The sequence below is a fragment of the Teichococcus deserti genome (assembly GCF_001982615.1).
Lineage (GTDB): Bacteria > Pseudomonadota > Alphaproteobacteria > Acetobacterales > Acetobacteraceae > Pseudoroseomonas > Pseudoroseomonas deserti.
In genome coordinates this window covers 1-609 of record NZ_MLCO01000566.1, presented here as the reverse complement: position 1 = coordinate 609, position 609 = coordinate 1, and the positions used below count along the sequence as shown (strand labels likewise).

1 pseudogene is annotated in these 609 nt (G+C 73.4%); it reads left to right on the top strand.

Features of this window, described 5'->3' with window-relative positions:
* A pseudogene (locus BKE38_RS30090) lies at window positions 1-609 on the top strand (heparinase); the annotation flags it as partial.

Genomic DNA, 609 nt, shown 5'->3' with positions numbered 1-609 from the left:
TGGCCGCGGGCCTGCCCCGGCGCGCGCTGGCCGAACCGCCGGCCGTCCCCGACACCCCTTTGTTTCCAGATGGTTTTTCGGGCGACGCCCCGGCGCTGGATGCGGCCGCCCGGGCGCGGCTGCGCGCGGCGCTGACGGCGCTGCCCCGCATCGTCAGTCATGGAAATTTCGATCCCGCGGCGCCGGCGCTCGGCCTCGACCTGTTCACCCCTGGCGATATCCGCCCGGTTTGGGAGGCGAATCGATTCGCCTGGCTGCCGCTGCGGGTCCAGGCCTTCCGCCTCTGGCCCGCCGAGGGCCACCAGGCCGCGCTCGAAGACAGCTGGAGAGAATGGTGGGCGGCCAACCCGCCCTATCGCGGGCCGAACTGGGCCTGCGGGCAGGAGGCGGCGCTTCGCATCCTGCATCTGGGCCTGGCCTTGGTCCTGGCCGGCCAGAAGCCCTCGCCGGCGGCGCGCGCCTTCCTGACGATCCATGCCGTGCGCATCGCCGCCACCGCCAGCTATGCCCGCGCTCAGGACAACAACCACGCGATCAGCGAGCCCGCCGGCCTGCTGGCCGCCGCCTGGCTTCTCGACGACGAGGCCGGCGCGGCGCGGGTTGAAAGAG